General features: G+C 47.6%; 16 protein-coding genes. 2 read left to right on the top strand and 14 right to left on the bottom strand.

Annotation, left to right across the window (positions count from 1 at the left end; genetic code table 11):
* The 13 genes from GXO76_02395 to GXO76_02335 form a co-directional block, all read right to left on the bottom strand.
* Positions 1-385, bottom strand: a 385-nt coding sequence (locus tag GXO76_02395; protein NOY76701.1) for a hydroxymethylbilane synthase, incomplete at its 3' end; no start/stop codon positions are given.
* Positions 382-1,644 carry a glutamyl-tRNA reductase gene (locus GXO76_02390; GenBank protein NOY76700.1) on the bottom strand — a complete coding sequence of 421 codons (1,263 nt, stop codon included), beginning with the start codon at positions 1,642-1,644 and terminating at the stop codon, positions 382-384. The genes GXO76_02390 and GXO76_02395, both read right to left, overlap by 4 nt.
* Positions 1,635-2,258 (bottom strand): bifunctional precorrin-2 dehydrogenase/sirohydrochlorin ferrochelatase, encoded by a 624-nt coding sequence (locus GXO76_02385; protein NOY76699.1) that lies wholly within the window; start codon positions 2,256-2,258, stop codon positions 1,635-1,637. Before GXO76_02385 ends, GXO76_02390 begins: the two co-directional genes overlap by 10 nt.
* Before the next feature lie 311 nt (positions 2,259-2,569).
* Positions 2,570-3,757, bottom strand: coding sequence for a hypothetical protein (locus GXO76_02380; GenBank protein ID NOY76698.1), 1,188 nt, complete (start codon positions 3,755-3,757; stop codon positions 2,570-2,572).
* Between the two features lie 355 nt (positions 3,758-4,112).
* The gene (locus tag GXO76_02375; protein NOY76697.1) at positions 4,113-6,059 is read right to left on the bottom strand and encodes an AAA family ATPase; all 1,947 of its coding nucleotides are present in this window, start codon (positions 6,057-6,059) and stop codon (positions 4,113-4,115) included.
* A gap of 11 nt (positions 6,060-6,070) precedes the next feature.
* Positions 6,071-6,892: a cytochrome c biogenesis protein CcsA gene (gene ccsA, locus GXO76_02370; GenBank protein NOY76696.1), complete on the bottom strand. Its 822-nt coding sequence runs from the start codon at positions 6,890-6,892 to the stop codon at positions 6,071-6,073.
* A gap of 200 nt (positions 6,893-7,092) precedes the next feature.
* Positions 7,093-7,839, bottom strand: a complete 747-nt coding sequence (gene nagB, locus GXO76_02365; GenBank protein ID NOY76695.1) for a glucosamine-6-phosphate deaminase — start codon at positions 7,837-7,839, stop codon at positions 7,093-7,095.
* Between the two features lie 38 nt (positions 7,840-7,877).
* Complete coding sequence (locus GXO76_02360) at positions 7,878-9,119, bottom strand: transferase (GenBank protein NOY76694.1); 1,242 nt, start codon at positions 9,117-9,119, stop codon at positions 7,878-7,880.
* Between the two features lie 52 nt (positions 9,120-9,171).
* On the bottom strand, positions 9,172-10,356 hold the full coding sequence (locus GXO76_02355; protein NOY76693.1) for an anhydro-N-acetylmuramic acid kinase: 1,185 nt from the start codon (positions 10,354-10,356) through the stop codon (positions 9,172-9,174).
* Positions 10,334-11,320: a hypothetical protein gene (locus GXO76_02350; GenBank protein NOY76692.1), complete on the bottom strand. Its 987-nt coding sequence runs from the start codon at positions 11,318-11,320 to the stop codon at positions 10,334-10,336. Before GXO76_02350 ends, GXO76_02355 begins: the two co-directional genes overlap by 23 nt.
* 177 nt (positions 11,321-11,497) lie before the next feature.
* A complete protein-coding gene (locus GXO76_02345) occupies positions 11,498-12,859 on the bottom strand; it encodes a TrpB-like pyridoxal phosphate-dependent enzyme (GenBank protein ID NOY76691.1) in 1,362 nt (453 codons plus the stop codon).
* A gap of 277 nt (positions 12,860-13,136) precedes the next feature.
* A complete protein-coding gene (locus GXO76_02340) occupies positions 13,137-13,622 on the bottom strand; it encodes a biotin transporter BioY (protein ID NOY76690.1) in 486 nt (161 codons plus the stop codon).
* A 91-nt stretch (positions 13,623-13,713) separates the two neighbouring features.
* A complete protein-coding gene (locus tag GXO76_02335; GenBank protein ID NOY76689.1) occupies positions 13,714-15,243 on the bottom strand; it encodes a glycosyltransferase in 1,530 nt (509 codons plus the stop codon).
* Between the two features lie 166 nt (positions 15,244-15,409).
* Here GXO76_02335 and GXO76_02330 point away from each other — a divergent pair, with 166 nt between their 5' ends.
* A complete protein-coding gene (locus tag GXO76_02330) occupies positions 15,410-18,064 on the top strand; it encodes a BamA/TamA family outer membrane protein (protein NOY76688.1) in 2,655 nt (884 codons plus the stop codon).
* Between the two features lie 160 nt (positions 18,065-18,224).
* Positions 18,225-21,533 carry a protease gene (locus GXO76_02325; GenBank protein NOY76687.1) on the top strand — a complete coding sequence of 1,103 codons (3,309 nt, stop codon included), beginning with the start codon at positions 18,225-18,227 and terminating at the stop codon, positions 21,531-21,533.
* A gap of 97 nt (positions 21,534-21,630) precedes the next feature.
* Here GXO76_02325 and GXO76_02320 read toward each other — a convergent pair.
* On the bottom strand, positions 21,631-21,767 hold a 137-nt coding region (locus tag GXO76_02320; GenBank protein ID NOY76686.1), incomplete at its 5' end, for an asparagine synthetase B.

The following is a 21,767-nucleotide window of genomic DNA, read 5'->3' as shown; positions in this document are numbered from 1 at the left end:
TTCCCGTTGCCAATCGGGCTCCCGCCGGAAGATCTCCGACTGTCCGGCCGTTTTTAGCCAACAGAACATCCCGGGGGTCCTCCCGTTTTGTGAACGCCATCATCTCAAATTCCGGAAGAAGCCGGGAGGGTAAATCTTTTGCGCTGTGAACGGCAAAATCAATGAGTTCTTCTTGCAGGGCACGCTCAATTTCTTTGACAAAAATCCCGGTTTGCCCCATTTGCTCCAGGGGCTGACTTTGATCCCGATCGCCGTGGGTTGAAATAATCACAATTTCAATTCCCAGGCCGGGATTTTGATTTTCCAGCCGATCCTTGACCCAATTTGCCTGCCAGAGGGCCAATTTACTGCCCCGGGTTCCCAGTTTTAGTGGTATCTGTTTCATTGGTCATCCAGTTCAAACAATTGCTTAATCAGGCTGATTTTATGAATTCCATCGGGATTGTCAAAGAGTTTTCGCAGCCGCGTCGTCGGTGAATGGAGCATTTTGTTCATCATTCTGCGCGTAATTTCTTCCACCACGGCCCAATCCGTTTCAGAAACCTGATGTTTGAAATTTTTCAATTCCTGCTGACGAATTTCCTCAAAGCGCTGGCGCAGCTGTTGAATCGTCGGATTGATTTGAAGGCCTTTCAGCCATCGTAAAAACTCCTGGACCTCTTCCTGAATAAGACGCCTTGCCACATCCGCTTCGCCCTGGCGGATCCGCTGATTTTGATCCACAATCTGCCGCAAATCATCAATATCATAAAGATAAACACCTTCTAAGTCGCGAATTTTCGGATCAAAATCATAGGGAACAGCCAGATCGATCAAGAAAATATCCTTTCGAATACGCTTTTTCAAAATCGGTTGAATACTCTCTTTCGTGAGAAAGGGTTCCGGAGAGGCTGTTGCACTGACAACAATATCTGCCCGCATCAGATACTCCGAAAGTGAGTCAAGAGGAATCGCCCGTCCCCCCACATTTTCGGCCAGTTTTTGCGCTCGTGAAAAGGTTCGATTGGCCACCACAATATTGGAAACCCCCTTTTCCCGGAAATGCCTGGCCGTCAACGTGGCGGTCTCCCCAGCTCCAACAATGAGTGCCTCACAATTATGAAGAGGGTAAAAGATTTTTTCGGCCAACTCAACGGCCGCATGTCCCACCGAAACAATTCCTTCCCCAATACGGGTTTCTGCACGCACTCGCTTATTTACTTCAAATGCCTTGTGAAACAACCGGTTGAGAATCAACTTTGTCGCCCCACTCTGAGCAGCCATTCGATAGGCTTCTTTCACCTGCCCGGCAATCTGTGTTTCTCCGATAACCAGCGAGTTGAGCCCGCTGATTGTGGAAAAAAGATGGGTCACCATCCGGTCATTGGCAAAACGATACAATTGCTGTGAAAGGGCATCGGAAAAAGACAGAGCAAAATAATCCAGATAAAATTTCCGCAATGCCTGAATTCCCGTGTGCAAATCGGACACAACCGCATAAATTTCGCTTCTGTTGCATGTTGAAAGGATGGCGGCTTCCCGAACACCATCCAAAGCAAGAAGGCGATCATAAACGGAGGAAAGATTTTCGGGCAGAAAAGATACGGTTTCTAAAAACTGAATGGGGCTTTTTTTATAACTAAATCCGACAACAATCAAATCCATTTTTGCAGCTCTTTTTTTACCTGGCCCATTGTTCCATTCTGAATGCCCGCTAATATTTTCGGGACCACCACCTCATCAATAATCTGTCTGCGTTTTTTTTCGTCGGGAATATCTTGTTTCAGGTTTTCCCGAATATGACCGGCAATTTTTATGGCCTCGTCATACGACTCGTCAAAAAGGTTTTCCAGTATTTTCCGAATCTCACGCGCCAGAGCCGGTGCCTGACCCGTGGTTGAAATCGCCAGCTGCAAATCGCCCCGACGAACAACAGAAGGCACGTAAAAATCACACAGGGGCGGGTTATCCACTACATTCACCAGCACACCTTCACGGTGAGCTTCTTCGTAGATCCGGCGATTAACCTCCCGGTCGTTGGTTGCGCTGATAACCAGCCGGTACCCCCTAATGTCCCCCGGACGATAGTTTCGATAATGACACACAATTTTGCCATTCTTCCACAGATCAAAAAGTCCCGGGGACAAATCCGGGCTTACGACCGTTACGCGGGCTCCGTAACTCAGGAGGGTTTTCACCTTGTGTTCAGCGACGACCCCGCCACCAAACACAACACAATCCTGGTCGTCCAGTTTTAAAAAAATCGGATAAAGATTCATTGACTGTTCCCTTTTTTAAAAGACACCTTTCAGTGTTCAATATTCATTCCAAAAGGTGCTATTCGCACATCTTTTATAAAAAAAGATTTTCTCCTAACTACCATAAAAACAGAACAGGGAAAAAACAGGGGCTCATGAATTATTGACAGAAAAAAATAAGGGGGCCGACCGAAGAATCTTCTTTTTCAGAATGAAAAATGGATGTTTCAAAGTGAAAAGTGCGGTAAAAAGAAATCCCCGGCATTTCAAATGGGCCGGGGATTTTTTATCTCACGGTAAAAAAGACAAAGTGGGAATTTCTGCGCCGGAACTTACTGAATGGCCACCAGTTCCTGAACCGAATAGTCCAGATGATCGAATACATCCTTTTCTTCGCGAATAATTTTGGCGTAAACGCCGGGTTTATCATTGATCATCCACAATTTCACCTTTTTCTCCCCGTCAAATCCTTCCACAACGGTGCACATAAAGGTACCGGCGGGCACGGTGACCGATTCGACGCCGGCAATCCTGTAGGGACTGGGTTCTTCCCGTGGAAAAAAATCGTTGAAACTTTCCATTAAATTCCCCTTTACTTTTTCGGAGTACTGCATCGTGTCGCTTTGCGTGATCCGTAAATTGGTAAACCGAACCCGCGGTTTTTCCGGATTAACCGCCACCTTTGAGAGAATCGTGTCGTAACGAAGGCTGTTTACGGCTTCCAGTAACACTCCCCGGCGGTATTTCAGGGAGTGAACATTCTCTAAATACGAAACCATGGCGTCAAAATCACGCCAGGGGAGAGCGGATTCGATTCCATCCGTTTCTTCCGGAAAATCCTCATACACAAACGTGAGATGCTCAATCTTTTGGGCGTTTGGATTTTCCTTAGTCGCCTGAATAAGCTTCCCATGATTTTCTAGAACCAACGATGTGTCCGTCAATTCCTTAATTTCGATTTTTCCTTTGATCTCTTTTGAGAGTCCCACCATAATCACTGTTTTTTCGGATGGATCAAAAATCCATGTGCCCCGATACGTGTCCGTCATCCCTTCGGATGCGGTCAGAAAAACAAAATCATCAGGCGAATTAAATCTGAGAAGCTTAGTCACCCCCTCGTTGTTCTGAATCTTCCAGAGGCCCTGAAGTTTGGATTTTTCATTGGCCTTTTTAATTTCGTCATTTTTAATCCGGGTGTAAAAGTAAGTGACTTCATTCAGATTAATAACCAGCTCTTTATTCGTTCGTTTTAGAATTTTTCCACGGCCATTGAAATCTTTGTCCATTTTCGATGACATGCGAACCGTCTTGCCGGAGGGGTCGTATGTCCAGGTACCAAAATCTATGCCCATAACAAGTAATTTTCCGTTGTCCTTGAATTCCGTGATAAAATAGGGTTCTTGGACCCGACCCTTGCTTTCCGCGCGGGTCATCAACCATTCGCCGACCAATTGCGTTGTTTGGGCGTGAACACCCACGGCAAATGCGAGAAACAGGGCCGCCATTGTGATTTTTTTCATGTGATTTCTTTCCTTTCATTTCGTTAGTTTTTTATGATTTACGACACACCTAATCATTGAGGCCGTTCTATTCCATTCGATCCCATTTATTCAATCTCTTGATTTGCCACCACTTTTGGAGAATTTTTTCCGAGTAATGGGGAGGCCGAAACAACGACGGCCAATTCGAGGCAGCTGAAGGTAAAACGAAATTATTGAACGAATGTCAAATATAGTGTTTTTTTCCGCAGAAAGCAAAAATTTTTGGCGGATTACACGCGGCTGATCCGCTTTTGCCGCTTTTTTGTCCGGTGGCTCCGGGGCTGTGGCAAGGGTGGTTTCCGATGCAATAAAATCATTTCGTCAGAACCTTTTCCTACACGCCATTGTTGCGCGTGTCCTTCTGTTGAATACCGTAATCTTTCAGCTTTCGCCAGAGGGTGGCCCGACTGATTCCGAGCATTTCCGTGGCCTTTCCCAGATTCCAGTCCACATATTCCAGTGTTTTCAAAATATGCTGTTTTTCGACATCATAAAGCGTGGGCCAGCGGGAGGCGTCGGCCTGCATTTTCTCGGAAAAAAATTGGATTTCCTGAGGCAAATCACTCGGCGTAATGTGCTGTCCAATCGTCATGATAACCGCCCGCTCCATGGCGTTTTCCAGTTCCCGCACATTTCCCGGCCAGGGGTACAGTTTGAGCAGGGTTAATACCTCTTCCGTCATTCCAAGAATATGCTTTTTGTTTTTCTGACTGTATTTTTCTACAAAATACTCAGCCAGCTCGGGAATATCTTCCAGCCGTTCCCGCAGGGGCGGCACAACAATATGCATAACCTTTAGCCGGTAGTACAAATCTTCACGAAATTTTTGTTCCTTAACCAGTGTTTTTAAATCTTTGTTGGTGGCTGCAAGAACCCGCACATCCACTTTAATGGTTTGTGTGCTTCCCACCCGGCGAACCTCTCCCTCCTGAATGACCCGCAAAATATTGGCCTGGGTTGCCGGAGACATTTCTGCGATTTCATCCAGAAAAATGGTTCCCTGGTCGGCTTCCTCAAAAAGCCCCTTTTTCTGTGAGGTTGCCCCGGTAAATGCGCCTTTCACGTACCCAAAAAGTTCGCTCTCCAAAAGTGTTTCGGAAATAGCTGCACAGTTTACAACGATAAAGGGCTTTCCGGCTCTGGGACTGTTTTGGTGAATCGCCCGGGCCACCAATTCCTTCCCGGTGCCGCTTTCTCCTTCAATCAAAACGGTTACATGGGTCGCCGAAACCCGTGCAATGGTTTCCAGAACCTGTTGGAGCTTGCGGCTCCGTCCGATGATCCCGGAGAATTCGAACCGTTCTCTGGAATATTGCCACGAAATAAATTCTCTCACATCCTTTTCCAGACGTTTTAAAAGCCCCGGCACGCTTTTTTCGCGTTCCCTAAAATTCCTTTGAATCAGGGTTTCCAGATCCCTGCGTGAATAGCATAAAAGCAACTCGTGTTTCAGGGGAGAACCGGGGTTTTCAGAAAGATCAATTAATAACAGGGGAACCCCGCGACGCATTTTCAATTGCTCGGACACGGCCTGTTTCAAATCCTCTGGTAAGGCCTTTTCATCCGTTTTGATGAGAATATCCACATGATTCTCACGTGCGCTTTCCCCTGAAGCCTCTGGCGAAAATTCAGATCCCAGGCTAAATTTATGAATCGTCCCAAACCTCGTTTGCCGAAAATACGTAATCAACTGCTGGGTTTCGGTTGAGTTTCCAACAAAGGCGATGTGAATATTTTGAGAATCCCCGAAAATCTGTCCACCCAGTTCACGAATCGCTCCTTCAAGCGTAACAGCGCCGGCCAAAAAGGCCGTGTTTTTGGAAAGGTTTTTGTAGATGGCCACTCCTTTCTGAAACAGCCGGGTCAAAACCGGCCCGGTCATTTCCTTTTCAAGGCACTGTGTGTATCCTTCCTTCACCGTCTCCAAAAAAACCACATCTCCCACGATAGGCGTTCCCACTCCGAGCATAACCTCAAAAAAGTGGCGGATGGCTTCTCCCCGTTCCCAGACAAAAAAGATTTGTTGCGGAAGCGTGGCCAGTCCCGGCAGAAGAGAGCGAACCACTTTTTCTGCAGCCTGAACGGTGGGATCGATGGCTTCCGTTACGAAAATGGCTTCAAAATGAAACGGCGTTCGGAAGAGCATGGCTTCTTCAAAAGGAATGTTGGCTCTAACTTTTTGAAGAACCTTTCTAAAGTTGAGGGCAAAAATCTCTTTTCGTTTTTCGTCGTCCTCAATCCAGGGGAGTTTTATCCCAACGGTTATTATTTCCGGAGTCATCGTTACCCCCCCTAATACGCATGGACTTTTGAAAAAAGAGTCGTCATAATCATAAATGAGACGATAATCCAGCTAAACCCTGTAATGGAAATGTACGCACACTTTCGCGGCTGCCAGTTCAGAAACCACCGTGTTCCCAGATAAACGGCATAAATGATCCAGGTTATAAAAACGCTTACAATTTTTGAATCCAGATACCAGGCGTGCGTCAGATATTTTGATCCCAATGAGAGGGCAATCAGGATACCCACGGTGAGAAAGATAAATCCGATATAAATCGACTCTAAACTCAGTTTGTCCAGAAGCTCCAAGGCGGGAAGTCTGGAATAAAAGTACCCCAGATTTTTTTCGCGAAGTTCTTTCAGAAGAAGCAAATACATCACACTTGCAATAAAGCCAATGGTGAATCCCGTGTAGGAAAAGAGCATCAGGAGGATATGAACCTGAATGGTTTTGTCCTGAAAAAATGTGGGCAGCGGACCATGATGAAGCGGTAAAAGATTCGATATCATGATAAATGTGACCATCAGCCCCACAATAAAAACACCAAACGCCTGTTCTCTCAATCGAATTTCAAGAATAAGATACAGAAGGCCAAAAAAGAACATCCAGGTAAAGGTCGCTTCTCCGACGCTTACAATCGGAAAATGTCCTTCCATTTCCCACTGCAACAAAAGGGCGATCGCCTGCACAAAGACCCCTGCAATCAAAAAAAATGTGGCCGGTTTGGCCAAGTCCTTCCGCTGTTCCTGAAAATAACGGATGTAAAATATAAAGCTGAGAAAATAGATCACCCATCCAATCCATCTCAAAATTATGATACCTGTTTCCATGGCTCCTCTTTTCTGGATTTAATAAGATCGAATAAAGCCTCATTAACACCGTCTATTTCCGGCTTTGCGTTGGAATGAAATTGATGGATGCCACGTCGTGCACCCGGTTTGTTACAAAGTAAAAATTTATCACCCCGGATGCAAATAAAAAAGGCGAAGAATGTCTTCGCCTTTTTTGATGTTTCGACTCAATATTTGGATTAACCGGTGTATTCACCCGTTAATTTGGAACCGGCTTCCTTATCCACAATAATGGTTGCTTTCCGGTGCATCTGGACGATTGTAGCCGGAACCATCGCCGTAATGGGCCCTTCAACCGTAATTTTGATGGCCTCCGCTTTGTTCGGACCGTTGGCCAGCATGACCAGTTCACGCGCATCCATAATCGTCCCGATCCCCATTGTGATGGCATATTTTGGCACCTGGCTCATATCGTTGTTAAAAAACCTGGCATTGTCTTTACGGGTTTTTTCTGTCAGTGTCTTAATGCGGGTTCTGGAGCCCAAAGAGGAGCCGGGTTCATTGAATGCAATATGGCCGTTACCGCCAATTCCCAAAATCTGAAGATCAATTCCGCCCGCTTCTTTGATCTTTTCTTCATACCATTCGCAGAATGCATCAATATCGTCTGCCATTCCCATAGGAATATGGACCTTACTGGGATTGACATTCACGTGCTTAAACAGATTTTCCCACATAAAATAGTGGTAACTCTCCGGATGCTCCGGGCGCAGCCCCACGTATTCATCGAGATTAAATGTCGTCAATTTTGAGAAATCAAGACCTTCCTCCTTGTGGAGCCGGATCAATTCTTTGTACATTCCAAGCGGAGTGCTCCCCGTGGCAAATCCGATCACGGCGTCGGGTTTTCTTCGAATGAGAGCCGCAACTAATTTAGCGCCTTCTACGCTCATTTCCTCGTAGGTTTCTTTTCGGATAACTAACATGCGTTGTACCTCCTCTTTTTCTGTTTGATTTTTTCGACCTATTTAAGAGATGCTCTTTCGTTTTCGGTCAACCGAAAGACTTCACGAATGGCCTTTTCAAGAGCCGGCGTTACGCTCTGATTCCGCCGTTTCATGACCTTGTCGGCTGTTTCCATGGCCTTTTCCAATTTGTGGACGACAAACCCGTCCGCGCCGCCCCATGAGAATGACGGAATAAATTTGGGCGGAAATCCGGCCCCAAAAACGTTGGACATGATGCCCACAACCGTTCCCGTATTAAACATGGTGTCGATTCCTGCCTTGGAATGATCCCCCATGGTCAGACCGACAAACAGCGATCCGGAATCCACAAATTCTCCGTTTACCCAGACCTTAACATTGCTGTAATTGTTTTTAAGATCGCTATTATTCGTGTCGGATCCCAGATTTACCCACTGCCCCAGGTAGGCGTGGCCCAAAAAACCGTCGTGTTGTTTGTTTGAATAGGAATGAATAATCGACGCTTCCACTTCCCCGCCCATTTTGCTGACTTCACCGACGGAAACCCCGTCGTAAAGATAGGCTCCCGTTTTCACAAGGCTTTTATCGCCAATAAATGTGGGACCATCGATGGTCACATTGGACAATATTTTTGCGCCCTTTCCGATGTAGATGGGACCTTCCTCGCCGTCCAGGACAGTTCCCGGTTTCACAAACGCGCCTTCGTCGATAAAAATATTCTCCTTGTTCAAAAGTGTGGCTCCGTCGTAAACCTTTCCCAGAATCTGTCCCCCTTTTCCGAAGAGATTGAATTCACGGGTAATCTCATCGGCATTTCCCAGAATCAGCTCAAAATTGTATTTGAAGAGCGTGGCCGAAACGGTTTTTTCCGGCAGATCAGGAAAATCAGCCCGTGAAAGCAGCCGCCCCTCTTTTCCTTTTAATGCAGACAGTTTGTCCCGAGGCACAAAAGCCGCCACAACAGCTCCTTCTGAAACGTAAAGAGCCGCTTCCTTACGACTAACCTCCGCAGCCAGTTCAGGCGTCATCAAAACCCGGCCGTTTACAAAAAGTGTGTCCGCATCCGGGATCCGGTTGACTTTTAGGGAAGGGTTCTGTTCCTGCAAAAGGTCCTTTAAATACTCCCGTGTAAGAAGCGAGATACGCGAATCCTCCGGAAGCGTTTGAACGATTTTTTCGCGAAGGGTTCGAATACCAAAACGCAAATCATACACTGGCCGCAAGTGGCTCAGGGGAGCAAAATTTACAGTTACGTCATCTTCAAAAATGCAAACATTCATAAGATTCCTCCTTTTTGTGCAATTATGTTACATGCATCCTATTCCATTCAGCCTACGGAAAACAAAGGACACCAAGCGGTGTTTCCCGGCTGGCACCCGTCACAGAGGGCAAATTGCCCGGCTGGCCGGAAACCAATTCATTCGCCAAAATGGCGAAGGCAATGGCTTCTTTTGCGTCTCCGGGAAGTCCAACATCGTCCGACAAAATGACGTTTGCCGGTTGAAGCTGTTTTCTCAATTCCTCTAAAATCATTGGGTTTCGTGCGCCGCCCCCGCTCACAATCCATTCATCCACCTCTGCCCGCGGCCGAATCCACTGCCTGTACGAAAACACAATTGACTCACTCGTAAATTGTGTCACCGTTGCCAACAAATCATACGGCGTAAGGTGGTGTTTTTCTGCTACGTCTTTGATTTTCTTCAGGAACTCTGCCCCAAAATAACGTCGGCCGGTTGACTTCGGAGGAGTCCGTTGAATGAACGGATCCTTCAGTAAGGCTTGCAGCACGTCCCGCGAAACCCTTCCCCGCCGCGCAAGCTCCGCGTTCCGGTCAAAATCCTGACGGAAATACGTTTTGGCCACGGCATCAATCAGCATATTTCCGGGACCCGTATCAAATGCGAATACGTCTTCCTTTTTTGCATTTTTGGGCAAAAGGGTCACATTTGCAATTCCTCCAATGTTAAGAATCGCTCGATTTTTGGAAGAACTGCGAAGCAGCAAAAAATCCACATACGGCACAAGCGGGGCCCCCTCGCCACCCAAAGCCATGTCTGCAACCCGAAAATTTCCAACCACCGGAATGCCGGTACGCTTGGCCAAGACACTGGGATCACCAATTTGAAGGGTGGAACGCACCTTTTGTCCGGCAACATCTACCGGACCGGGTTGGTGGTAAATGGTCTGCCCGTGGGAACCGATCAGATCAATTGTATGTGGAGGAATCGCATTTGTTTTGAGGAAATCAAGGACATATTCGCCCCACAGAGCGGCAAGAAAAAAATTAAGCTGACTGACGCAGGCGGTGCTCCCTTTTTCCGGAGCCGCACAATGCAGAATCAATTCCCTGATCCTGGGGGAATAGGACATCGTCTGGAAGGCTTTCAATGAAAATTGGGTTTGAAGGCCCTGTCCGGAAACCTGAACGTGCGCCATGTCCAATCCATCCAAAGAGGTGCCGGACATCAGTCCGATTATTTCTTTTGTGTTTTTCTCAAACCGCCTGTAAAGACTCATAAGATGTCGAAATATTTTCCAAAAGTTCCAGAGATAATTTGATTTTTTCTTCTTTCAAACCAGCAATTGCGGCCCCGATTGCCGGCGGATAGTGCGGATCCTGAAAAATAACCGAATCAGAAACGGCGTGCAGTTCGGTCTCAATATACGGTTGGAGCACCTCCTTCTGATTTTCAAGGACGGACCCGATGGGAGCCAGCCGAATGGTTTCACCATCAAGACGGAGGTTTTTGGCAACGGCAACCGCCATCTTTCCCAATTCGCGTCCCGCCCGCTCGATGATCTCCTTTGCAACGGCATCGTTTTCAGCCGCCGTTTGAAAAACCATCGGAGCGAGCCCGGCAATATCCTCTTTCTTTAGTTCACCCGTGTAAATTTTTGGCACCAGAAGATCAATGGTGGCAACATCAAAAAGGGACTCCAATTTTTGGCGCAAAATGGTCTTTTGGCCGCGGCCGTCCAGATCCTTTAAGGCTGCGATGAGGGCCTGATTGGCAATAAAATACCCGCTTCCCTCATCTCCGAGAAGATAGCCCCAGCCACCCGAACGAGTCATCACACCCTGCGTGTTTAGACCGTAACAAATCGAACCCGTTCCGGCGATCAGAATAATTCCAGATTCTCCAACAAAAGCGCCCATCAGAGCAATATAGCCGTCACTTTCTACGGTTACGCGGTTTCTAAACCCAAGCTCTTCCACCGCTTCCTTGACGGCCTTTTGATCGGCAGGCCGACCCGCCCCGGCCAGACCCAGAACCCATCGCTGAATGGCATTTTGAGAGATGCCCTTTTTTTCAGCCTCTTCCAGAATTTGCCGACAGACGGTTTGAATACCGCTCTTACCCGCTTGCTGATAATTAGATGCTCCAACGGTCGTCTGCCCGATAATTCGTCCATCCAACGAAACAAAAACGGCGTGGGTTTTGGTTCCGCCGCCATCGACGCCGATTATGTACGATTCCATGCAGGACTCCTCACATTCATTTTTTAAAATATTTATTTATTAGCCCTATAAATTTAAAATACTTTAAAAATACGTCCCATAAATTTAGGCAATATTTTCCAAAATTTCAAGAATAAAATAGGGGGTGAATTAAAAACTCCGGAAGTCCTGAAAGAACTTCCGGAGTCCTGGAGGGTTTTAATCAATCACGGGAACATCTTTCATGGCTTCTTCGATCAATTCCTTCGGATAGGCGTAATTTGCTAATTTCCCTGCAAGATAATCGTCGTAGGCGGCCATATCGAAATGTCCGTGTCCGCTGAAGTTAAAGAGAATGGCTTTTTCCTCACCGGTTTCCTTGCATTTCATGGCTTCGTCAATGGCAGCCAAAATGGCATGATCGGTCTCAGGAGCAGGAACAATGCCTTCGGTTCGTGCAAAATCGATTCCGGCCTTGAAGGTATCCAGTTGATGATAGGAGCGGGCTTCCACCAGACCCAATTTATTCGTCAGACTGACGAGGGGTGCCATCCCGTGGTAGCGCAGACCGCCCGCGTGAATCCCGGGAGGCATAAAATTGTGGCCCAGGGTGTGCATTTTCATCAGAGGGGTCATACCGGCCGAGTCTCCATAATCGTAGCGATAATACCCCTTGGTCATGCTGGGTGAGGACGCCGGCTCAATCGCAAGAACTTTCATGTCCTTTTTCTTACCGCTGATCTTATCCTGCAAGAACGGAAACGCCAGACCGGCAAAATTGCTTCCTCCGCCCACACAGCCGATTACTGTGTCCGGATAATCACCAATGAGCTCAAACTGCTTTTTGGCCTCCTGGCCGATGATGGTTTGATGCAGCAAAACGTGATTCAGAACGCTTCCCAGTGCATATTTGGTGCCCGGGTGCGTGACCGTATCTTCAATGGCCTCACTGATGGCGATACCCAGACTGCCTAAACTGTTGGGATCTTTTTCCAAAACCTTTCGTCCAAACTCGGTGTTTTCCGAGGGGCTCGCGTAAATTTCAGCGCCCCAGAGGTGAATAAGAGATTTTCGGAAGGGCTTCTGTTGGTAGCTTACTTTCACCATGTACACCACACACTCCATGTCGAACAGGCTGGTTGCAAAGGAAAGGGCACTTCCCCATTGGCCTGCTCCGGTTTCCGTCGCCAGCCGATGATTGCCCTCTTTCATGTTAAAATAGGCTTGTGCCACAGCCGTGTTGGGTTTGTGGCTGCCTGCGGGGCTCACGCTTTCGTTTTTGAAATAGATTCTTGCGGGCGTCCCCAGGAATTCTTCCAGCCGATACGCACGCACCAGGGGCGTGGGACGCCAGAGGCTGTAAATTTCCAGCAGATCGTCCGGAATAGGAATATACCGTTCCGAAGACACCTCTTGCTTGATGAGTTCCATTGGAAAAATGGCCGCCAAATCGTCCGGGCCGGCCGGCTTGTGTGTGGCCGGATGCAGGGGAGGCGGGGCCTGTTCAGGCAAATCTGCCTGAATATTGTACCAGTGCTGCGGCATTTCGGATTCGCTCAAAATGATTTTCGACTGTTTCATGGTTTCTTTCCTTTCCTTTTTCGCGTGAGACTCTTAAAACTGAAAAAGCCCGCTAACTTTAGCGGGCTTTTTAAATGATTTGAGAAATTGTATGGTGTTTTTACACCGAACGGCCGCCCGCTTTCCTATCGTTCACGTTCCAACCCCACCACCAGTTGGCGTTCAAAAAAGCGAGAGTTTGTTCGGTTTTACGGTACATTCAAATGAATCCTTTTTTTCTAATTGGTTTTAAGTGTACAAAATTTTTTCAAAAAAAGCAAGTACTTTTTTCTTTTTCTCAAAAATTTTTTATACTCAGGCCCCCGGCCAGAGCATGGCGACCCAGCCGCCGGGTCAGCCAGGCCGACAGCAGCACCTTCAACAGCTCTCCCGGCAAAAAAATGATCAGTCCCGTCACGAACAGTTGGGTTACCGTAAAAACGGTTTTCAAATAGAGGGCTTGAATCAGATAAAGGCCCGCCACTCCCAGGCTCAGAATGAGAAGAGCGCTCGTGGAATAAATGAGGAGCAAATAACCCCACGATTTTTCAGCCCCCCGGTGGATGAAAACCCCGCAAAACAAAGCGGCCAGAGGAAAGGCCAAAAGATACCCGATGGTGGGAGATAAAAACACCATGGGACCGCTCTCACCGGCAAAAACCGGAAGCCCCGCAAATCCGAGGAAAAGATAAAACAATTGGCTGATGGCTCCCCAACGAGCCCCGAGAAAACCCCCGGCCAGAAACACAAACAGGGTTTGCAGGGTGACCGGCACAGGAATCATCGGGAGCCGTATTTGAGCGCCCACGGCCGTAAGTGCCGCAAACAGCGCAGATAACACCCAAAACCGAAGTGCAGAAGAAGAAGTCAACGGATTATGCAAGACCCAATTTTTTATTGATTGCAATTCGGCGCTGAATGGCCATTTTGCGGGCCAGGGTCTTGTTGTAAATTTTCATTTCCGGTTTCCGCTTGACATCGGTATTGTCTGCATGCCGCCGGTACCGATAGCACACCTCGTGCACGCGGCACACGTCGTATTTCTCCGAAACCTTCAGTACCAGATCGTAGTCTTCACCATAATTCCCAAAATGTTCCACATCAAAACCGCCCATTTCCAAAATGACCTTGCGATGCCAGGTCCGCACAGCACCCGCACCATCCACGCGAAGAATATTGTTCCGATTGTATTCCAGATGTTTAATAATTCCGAATTCCTCCAGAACGTTGCTTTCTTCATCAATCAATTCATAATAGGAAATGGCCAGGCCGCATTTTGGATGCTTCTCCAGATGTCCAACCATGGCTTCCAGGGTAATGGGCGTGTACTCGTCATCGGAATCCAATTGGGAGATATATTTTGCCGTGGAGGCATTTACCGCCAGATTGAGTGAAAGACCAATGATATTTTTATCATTCTTGATCAGCCGAACCCGCGGGTCCTTTTTAACGTAGGATTCCACAACCTCGACGGTATTGTCCGTGGAACCATTGTCCACAACAATAATGTCGAAATCCTGGTAATTTCCATTTAAAACCGAATCAATGGCCTTTCCGATAAACGTTGCCCGGTTGTAGACCGGAATAATCACACTGACCATGGGAGAGAATGTCTCGTCAGGCCCGTAAACCACCTCCTCATTTTCGTGTGTCAAATAGGCTCCGATTCGCTTTAGGTATTCGTAAAAGGCCCGCTCAATTTCCTGCTCTTCTTCTTTGTCGTAAAACAAATAGGAAAAACCGCCGTATTTGCCTTCACCCGGATAAAAAAGTTTCGAGGCGCCCACACTTGTTTTCTCGGCCGCTTCCTCGGTGGAAATAAACACATCGTACAGAATGTCCGGCACACGGATCAAATCAAATTTTTCCGAGAGCTTCAATCGAAAATCGTATTCTTCTGCCCGATTAAAGCGTTCATCGTAAAAGCCAACACTCTCTGCCGCTTTCCGGGCATAGCCCCGCACGTAGCCATAATTGCCTCGCTCGGTAATATCGCCATCGTAATCCCGAAGATGTTTTTCCTCAATCTTCCCATCCGGGTAAACTTCTTCATAATCGGAAAAAATCATCCCGGGTTTTTCGGAGGATTGAAAGGCCTCTTGATATTTTTGGACGAGGTTCGGCTTGAACCCGATATTCGGAGGCATGTAAATAAAAAGGTCTCCAGAGGTTTGTTCAAAACCAAAGTTCATCATTTCCGCAATGTTCTTGAATTGTTTTTCCATCCATTTTACATCTGGAAAAAGCTGGGTCACGCGGGTCTTAAAATCCTCTTTTTTTTCATCACGTTGGTCCAACACGGCCAATTCGAATGAATCCTTTGTTTGATCGTGAAGGGTAGCTAAATCCCGCAAGACCTGCTGCTGATTGCGAAATATGGGATACAGAACGGAAACACGTGCCATAAAAAAACTCCTCTTTTTCTTTAAGCCATTTATTCCAAAAAATTAAAGATGGATTTTATCCGCAAAAATCCATCTTTTCAATGGGATATAGTATAATCAATTTTTCCCGAAAAATCAACTGCAAATTATCTTGATTTTAATCTTTAAAATGATTAAAATTTAGTCCATGAAGCAAAACCTTAAAACCATCTTGTATGCTCCGGCAGTCTTCGTTCTGGGCATGGCCCTCTTCTGGCAAGCCCCGCCTTTATTCTCAGGGGAGCTGGCTGAATTTCATCTGCAGTTCGACCCGCTTCACTCGCAAAATAGATTATATTTGTGGCCGCGGCTCAAACAAACCCACGTGGGCCTGGCCCTTTCGGGCGGCGGTGCGCGGGGATTGGCCCATATCGGCGTACTGAAGGTTTTCGAAGAAAACCACATTCCCATTCACATGATTACCGGCACCAGTATTGGTTCCATTGTCGGGGGACTCTACGCGTCCGGATATGTTTCGGATGAAATCCTGGACATATCCCAAAGAATTCACTGGGAAAACATTCTAAGAGACCAGCCGCAACGCACGGCCCTTTTTCTTTCACTTAAACAGACCAGCGATCGTTATTTCTTCCGACTCTACTTTAAAAATTTCAGGCCGGCCATTCCTTCGGCGGTTTCTCCCGGACAACGCCTGTACGACGAGCTTTCCAAGGTTATTCTTCAAGCCCCTTATCACGCCATTCATTCCTTTGATGAACTCAAGTACCCCTTCCGGGCAATAGCGACCGATCTGGTTTATGGAAAAAAAGTGGTGTTCGACCGGGGTGATCTGGCGCTTGCCATGCAGGCCAGTGCCACGATTCCGCTTTTATTTCAGCCCGTAAAAAAGGACTCCTTTTTATTGGTCGATGGCGGCGTGGTCGAAAATATCCCTGTAACCGATGTCAAGGCTTTGGGGGCGGATATTGTCATCGCCTCCGACGTAACCTCTCCCTTGCGTCCCGTAAAAAATATGACCGCTCCCTGGGAAATTGCCGATCAGGTTACCACCATCATGCAATTCCCTCAACGGGAAGAACAATTACGCCAGGCCGATGTGGTGGTTCGCCCCAATCTGGGAAACCGAACAAACACCGATTTTTCAAATCCGGAACAGGCCTATCGGGCGGGTGAAAAGGCCGCGTGGAAAGTAATACCCATTATAAAGAAAAAGCTTCTTCAACGTCTTACGGGAATCCAAAATCGGCTGTTCTCCATCGACCGCGTAACCACCGAAACCCAGCTGCCTTCTGATAAAAAGATCATTCCGTTTCATCAGAGGCTCTGGACAGGATTTGAAATCCAACAGCTCATCGAGACCATTTACCGGGAGGGGTTCTGGAAAGATGTCTGGGCTCGGGTAACACGCCAGTCCGATCAGACCATTCTGGAAATCCACAGGACGGCAAACCCCATTCTGATGCAGGTCCGATTTACGGGAAACACACTTTTCCCCGATTCCCTTCTTCTGAAACAGGCCACGTATTCGCTTCAACAGCCCATTAATTGGAAAGTCTGGGAAAAGAACTGCGAAGCCATTATTCGATTTTATCGAAAAAAACAGATTTCGCTGGCAACCATTCAATCGATCCGTTTCGACTCTCTCTCACATGCACTCTGTCTCACTATTCGTGAGGGGCGAATCGACACCATCAAAGTCGAAGGAAATGCCCGCACAAAGGATTGGGTTATTCTTCGGGAATTTCCCTCTAAGGCAGGGGACATTTTTTACGCACCGGTCATTCAAAAAGGTCTGACCAATATATACAGCCTCGGGTTTTTTAATCGTGTTCGAATCGAATACAACTGGGTCAACGACCGGTTGCAATTGACGATCCGGGTTCAGGAAAAACCGCACCTTCGATTCAGCCAGAGTTATCGGTACGATCGGGATCGACGCTTAAAATTACTATTCGAATTTTCTGATCAGAATTTTATGGGATTTGGTGGGCGTGTGGCGCTTTCCCAAATTGTGGGAAAGCGAAACCTGACCACCCAGCTTATTTTTCAGAACGACCGAATCTTTAAAACCTATTTAACATCCAGTGCCAATGTTCATTATTCCAGAATTAAGCACTACACCTTCAGGCGTGGGAATATTGCAGGGGAATACCAGGAGCGGCGGACGGGATTTTACTATTCCTTCGGCCGGCAGGTCAAACGGTTGGGCACGGCGTCTCTGGCCCTCCGCGCCGATGAGATCGCCCTTCGGCAGGTATTCGGCTCCGGTTATCCGATCATCAAAACCCGAGAAGTGGGGCTTCGGATGCAGACGATTATTGACGAACGGAACAAAATGCCCTTTCCCACAAAAGGCAAATATTACAATTTCTACTACGAAGTTTTTGGTCAATTCCTGGGAAACGATATTGCTTTTTCCAAACTTTATTCCCAAACTGAGGAGTACTTTACGTTTTTCAGACGCCTGACCCTTCATCCCAGAATGATCTGGGGAACCGCTGATCTAGTCACTCCCTTTCAGGAGATGTTTCAACTGGGAGGCGAAGATTTCTTTTATGGATTTCGGGAAGATGAAATCCGCGCCCGTCGGTTCTTAACCACGTCCTTTGAAATTCGCTATTTACTTCCGATCAAATCTCATTTAAATACGTACATTTCTTATCGGGAGGACGCCGGAGCTTTCTGGAAGAACAGCATGGCGCCCATTCGCGGAGACGACTTTATCTTTGGACAGGGGGTTGGAGTCTCATTGGAATCTATTTTGGGCAGCTTTTCTTTTCATTACGGAAAGAATTCTCTGAATCAAAAAACCTACTATTTTTCTGCCGGATTCCAATTTTAGGGGTTCCAAACGGCGACACCATTCAACGACTTGTCTGACACATTTATGAAATGCGTGCCCCATCGCAAATGGTCTCTCAGCCCAAAACCATGAAACAGTTCCGGTGTTTTCAAATGACTGATTTGGCTTTTGCACGAGCGTATTAAAAAAGGAGGTTTCCATGAAACAACATCGGTTGGTTGCAGCAGTGATTTTCCTGGTCATTTTGGCCTTCAGTTTCCAATCCCGTGCCTCTCAACAGGAGGGACGATTGCTTCGGTTTCCGGATATTTACAAAAATCAGGTGGTGTTCGTTTATGCCGGAGATTTGTGGGGAGTCAGCAGTCAGGGCGGGGTGGCCCGCAAACTGACGTCTCACCCGGGGCTTGAGCTTTTCCCCAAATTTTCGCCCGATGGCAACTGGATCGCCTTTACCGGACAATATGACGGCAATATGAACGTTTACGTCATTCCTGCAGAGGGAGGTGTTCCCAAACAATTAACCTTTACGGCGGATGTTACCCACATGCCGCTTCGAATGGGCCCCAACAATCAGGTTATCGACTGGTTTCCGGATGGAAAGCATCTTTTGTTTTTATCCCGTCGAAACACCTTCAATGACTGGTTCGGCCAGCTCTACAAGGTCGGTTTAAATGGCGGACTTCCGGAAAAACTGGTGCTGCCCAAAGGCGGACTCACGGCTTTTTCACCCGACGGTAACCAAATTGCCTACAATCGAATTTTCAGGAATTTTCGCACGTGGAAACGTTACAAGGGGGGAATGGCCCAGGACATCTGGTTGTACGATTTTAAATCCAATTCGACTCAGCGGCTAACCACCTATGAAGGAACCGACACCTACCCCATGTGGCGCGGAAACAAGATTTACTTTGGTTCCGACCGCGGCCCCAACCAACGGATGAATCTTTACAGCTACGACCTGGGTACAAAACAAATTAAACAGCTCACCCACTTTAAGGATTACGATGTCAACTGGCCCAGCATCGGCGGAAACACCATTATTTTTGAAAATGGCGGCTTTCTTTACACTCTGGACTTAAACACAAACAAGGTTCAAAAACTAACCATCTTCGTTCCCGGCGACCGGGTTGAAAAACGCCCGCACTGGGAAAACGTAAAGGGCTACATCCGTTCCTACAGCCTTTCACCCAAAGGGAAACGGGCCCTGTTTGGAGCGCGCGGCGACGTTTTCACGGTTCCTGCCAAAAAGGGAAACACCCGAAATTTGACCGAAACATCCGGCATTCACGAAAAATACCCAACATGGTCTCCGAACGGAAAATGGGTGGCTTACGTATCCGACCGTACGGGGGAAGACGAAATCTACATTCGGCCTCAGGACGGAAAGGGAAAGGAGATTCGCATCACGACGGATGGCTGCTGTTTCCGCTTTGCACCCGTCTGGTCCCCGGACAGCAAAAAGCTGGCCTACGCCGATAAAAACCATCGGTTGTACTATGTGGACATTCACAAGAAAACCCCTGTTCTGGTGGATCAGGCCATCGAATGGGAAATCCGCCAGTACACCTGGTCCCCGGACAGCAAATGGCTGGCCTACGCCAAGCCCGAAAAAAACCACTTCTATTCCATTTTCCTGTATTCTCTGACCACAAAAAAGATCACACCGGTTACAACGGATTTTACCTTCGATTCCGGCCCCGTTTTTGACCCCCAAGGGCACTATTTGTTTTTTCTCTCCCAGCGCAACTATAACGCGTACCTGGGTAATTTTGACGGAAACTATGCGTACCTGAAAACCGCCGGAATTTATCTGGTTACCCTGCAGGCCGATTCTCTTTCTCCCTTTGCACCCAAGAGTGATGAAGCGGCTATTCAATCACCCAAAAAAGAGAAGACGAAAAAAACAAAAAAGAAATCCAAATCCGCCAAAAAGGAAATCAAACCTCTGAAGATTGACCTGACCGGCATTCAGAACCGCGTGGTCAATTTGCCCATTCCGCCGGCAAACATTGGCGGATTGCGAGCAGCCAAAGGTGTGGTTTTTTATGTGACGTACCCCGTCTCTGGCCTGTCGGGACGGATGCCGGGTGAAAAACCGGCCCTGCACCGTTACGATCTAAAGAAACAAAAGGACACTGTTCTTTTATCTCCCGTTTCCGGCTATGATTTGTCGGCGGACGGTTCAAAGCTGATTGTCCGCACCAAGGGCGGGTACAGCATCGCCGATGCCAAGGCCGCCAAGATCAATCCCTCAAAAGGAAAAATTGATCTCTCCAAGCTTCGGATGATCATCGACTATCCCAAAGAGTGGGAACAGATGTTCAATGAAGCCTGGCGCCTGGAGCGTGACTACTTTTACAATCCAAAAATGAACGGCGTGGACTGGAAAAAGGTACACGACCAGTATGCCGTTCTGCTCCCCTATGTGGCCAATCGGTTTGACCTGAACTACGTCATTGGCGAAATGATCGGCGAACTGGCCAATTCCCACACCTACGTGGGCGGGGGCGAAATGGCGAAGATCGAACACGTCTCGGTGGGAATGCTGGGGGCCGATTTTCAGGTGGATTCAAAATCGGGGCTTTACCGGATTCAAAAGATTTACACCGGAGAAAACTGGACCAAGAATGTCCGGTCGCCCCTGACCGAACCCGGCGTTCATGTGAAGACCGGCGATTACATTCTCGCCGTAAACGGCAAGAAATTAACCGGAAAGAAAAACATTTTCTCCCTTTTGGAAAACACAACCGATCAGTCCGTGACCCTGCTGGTAAACTCCAAACCCACGGCAACCGGTGCACACGAAGTGACGGTCAAACCCATCTCTTCGGAATATCAATTGCACCAGAACGACTGGGTGGAAGCCAATCGCAAAAAGGTGGAAAAGGCATCCGGCGGAAAAATCGGGTACATTTATTTGACCGATATGAGCGCTGACGGATTAAATCAATTTGTAAAGGAGTTTTATCCGCAACTTCGAAAACAGGGTCTCATTATTGATGTCCGGTACAACGGCGGAGGCTTTGTGGATGAGATGATTCTGGAACGGCTGCGACGGGTGTTAATTGGAATGACCATGTCCCGAAATGCGGACAACGGCACCATCCCGGAACGCGTGTTTCACGGGTACATGGCCTGTATCGACAACGCCTATTCCGCTTCGGACGGCGATATTTTCCCCTACTTTTTCAAGAAATACAAACTGGGCCCGGTCATTGGGAAACGCACCTGGGGCGGGGTTCGCGGAATTCGCGGTTACACACCTCTGGTAGACGGCGGCTACGTGACCATTCCCGAATTTTCCATCTACGGATTGGACAGCAAATGGATTATCGAGAACCATGGTGTTGAACCGGATATTGAGGTCGACAACCGGCCCGATCTGGTTGTTCAGGGAAAAGACCCCCAGCTGGAAACCGCCATTAATTACCTGATGAAAAAGATCAAGGAAAAGCCACCGGTACTTCCCAAGCGGCCGCCCTATTTGCCGCCGTATCCGGAAAGGTAATTTTAGATAAAATTGCCCACCAATTTTCACGAATAAACACAAAAAAATCCCCGGCACTTTTGACGTGCCGGGGACTTTTTATTTTTACCAATCACTTTTAGGTCTTTTGTTTCTTCTTTTTAGCGGCCGGAAAAAGAACATTGTTTAGAATCAACCGATAGCCCGGTGAATTCCGATGCAGCGAAAGCTGGGTCGGCGGATCGCCCACGGCATGCTGGTAATCCTCCGGATCGT

The sequence above is a fragment of the Calditrichota bacterium genome (assembly GCA_013151735.1).
Classification (GTDB): Bacteria; Zhuqueibacterota; JdFR-76; order JdFR-76; family BMS3Abin05; genus BMS3Abin05.
Note: the sequence above shows the minus strand (reverse complement) of the source record. Positions and strands in the feature narration are given on the sequence as shown.

Excerpts from the sequence above, each read along its gene's own strand:
- GXO76_02335 (NOY76689.1), bottom strand. The coding sequence starts at position 15,243 with ATGGCACGTGTTTCCGTTCTGTATCCCATATTTCGCAATCAGCAGCAG.
- GXO76_02385 (NOY76699.1), bottom strand. The coding sequence starts at position 2,258 with ATGAATCTTTATCCGATTTTTTTAAAACTGGACGACCAGGATTGTGTT.
- GXO76_02380 (NOY76698.1), bottom strand. The coding sequence starts at position 3,757 with ATGAAAAAAATCACAATGGCGGCCCTGTTTCTCGCATTTGCCGTGGGT.
- GXO76_02350 (NOY76692.1), bottom strand. The coding sequence starts at position 11,320 with ATGGAATCGTACATAATCGGCGTCGATGGCGGCGGAACCAAAACCCAC.
- GXO76_02330 (NOY76688.1), top strand. The coding sequence starts at position 15,410 with ATGAAGCAAAACCTTAAAACCATCTTGTATGCTCCGGCAGTCTTCGTT.
- GXO76_02375 (NOY76697.1), bottom strand. The coding sequence starts at position 6,059 with ATGACTCCGGAAATAATAACCGTTGGGATAAAACTCCCCTGGATTGAG.
- GXO76_02345 (NOY76691.1), bottom strand. The coding sequence starts at position 12,859 with ATGAAACAGTCGAAAATCATTTTGAGCGAATCCGAAATGCCGCAGCAC.
- GXO76_02360 (NOY76694.1), bottom strand. The coding sequence starts at position 9,119 with ATGAATGTTTGCATTTTTGAAGATGACGTAACTGTAAATTTTGCTCCC.
- nagB (NOY76695.1), bottom strand. The coding sequence starts at position 7,839 with ATGTTAGTTATCCGAAAAGAAACCTACGAGGAAATGAGCGTAGAAGGC.
- GXO76_02340 (NOY76690.1), bottom strand. The coding sequence starts at position 13,622 with ATGATTCCTGTGCCGGTCACCCTGCAAACCCTGTTTGTGTTTCTGGCC.
- GXO76_02325 (NOY76687.1), top strand. The coding sequence starts at position 18,225 with ATGAAACAACATCGGTTGGTTGCAGCAGTGATTTTCCTGGTCATTTTG.
- GXO76_02355 (NOY76693.1), bottom strand. The coding sequence starts at position 10,356 with ATGAGTCTTTACAGGCGGTTTGAGAAAAACACAAAAGAAATAATCGGA.
- GXO76_02390 (NOY76700.1), bottom strand. The coding sequence starts at position 1,644 with ATGGATTTGATTGTTGTCGGATTTAGTTATAAAAAAAGCCCCATTCAG.
- ccsA (NOY76696.1), bottom strand. The coding sequence starts at position 6,892 with ATGGAAACAGGTATCATAATTTTGAGATGGATTGGATGGGTGATCTAT.